Below are 1240 nucleotides of genomic sequence, written 5' to 3'. Positions count from 1 at the left end.
CGGCAAACGGCTGCCACGGTTGTTCGCCCTGGCGCCAGGCGATACCACCGGTTTCCGAGCTGCCGAGGATTTCCGTCGGCCATTGCTGCAGGCGCTGATGCAGGCTGCCGGCGGCCTCAAGGGGCAAGGCGCCGCCGGAGGAAAACACCCGTTTGACCGGTGTAAGCGCTGGCCAGTCGAGGTTGTCACCCATGCGCTTGAGGAGCGCCGGGCTGGCGACCCAGGCAAATTGCGCATGCTCGCGGCTGGCGCGCTGCAAGTCCTCGGGAAATGCCAACTGTTGGCGCACAAAGGTGCGCCCGGCACACAACGGCCACAGCACCCGAAACAGCAAGCCATAGATATGCTGGGTGGCGACGCTGCCGATGATGCACGCCTCGCCCAGGTCGGCGCCCCACAAGGTTTCCAGCGCCTGGACTTCATTGGCCATCTGCCGCAGGGTTTTGTCGATGCGCTTGGGTTCGCCGCTGGAGCCGGAGGTGCACAGGCTCAGGCAGCAGGCGTCCAGGTCCAGGGCCGCGGCGCTTAATGGCGCTTGATACAGCGCATCCAGGTCGCCAGCTTTGGTCAGCCAGGCATCGACGACATCATCCCAGCGTTGGCGCGTTTGTGGTTGCAGGTCAGCGGGCAACAACACGCTGACGCCTGCTCGCCATGCACCCAGCAGCGCGATCGCCAGCAAGCCGGCATCTTCCAGGTACACCGCCAGGCGCTGGATGCCCCGGGCTTGCAACCCGGCGGCCAGGCTCAGGGACTTCTCCCACAGGAGTGGGTGATCCAGGGCAGGTTCGGTGGTCACCAAACGCTGCTCCACAGGCTCAAGCAGCAAGTGCTCAAGATTCAACCAATTCATACGCGGCCTCGAACCCTTTGTCGTACCAGCCATTCCACGGCAAACAACAGCCCCATCAGCCCGTAGGCGATCATGCCGTTGTACAACGTCCACCAGCTCAGCGGCGCCCACAGGGTGAGCGCGGCGGCGAGCAGGCCGTTACACAGGAAAAATACACTCCACACCACGGTGACCTGGCGGGTATACACAATCGCTTCTTCGGGCAGTTGCGGCTCGCTCATGCGCGCCAGGCGCTCGACCATCGGCGGCCCGTATTTCAGGCTCAGGCCGAACAGTGCCAGCATGAAGGCGCTGACCAGGCTCGGGTACCAGCGCAGCATCTGCGGGTTGTCGAACCAGGCGAGCAGCAGGCAAAAGACAATGATCGCCGCCGCCATCCAGCGGCTG

At 64.3% G+C, this 1240-nt stretch carries 2 protein-coding genes; both read right to left on the bottom strand.

Features of this window, described 5'->3' with window-relative positions; all coding sequences use genetic code 11:
• A partial coding sequence (locus HX846_RS25845) for an AMP-binding protein (protein ID WP_178966355.1) occupies window positions 1-853 on the bottom strand: 853 nt, incomplete at its 3' end.
• The coding region (locus tag HX846_RS25840) for a hypothetical protein (protein WP_178966354.1) at window positions 850-1240 on the bottom strand (391 nt) is incomplete at its 5' end. The genes HX846_RS25845 and HX846_RS25840, both read right to left, overlap by 4 nt.

Source organism: Pseudomonas sp. K5002, assembly GCF_013386655.1.
Classification (GTDB): domain Bacteria; phylum Pseudomonadota; class Gammaproteobacteria; order Pseudomonadales; family Pseudomonadaceae; genus Aquipseudomonas.
Note: the sequence above shows the minus strand (reverse complement) of the source record. Positions and strands in the feature narration are given on the sequence as shown.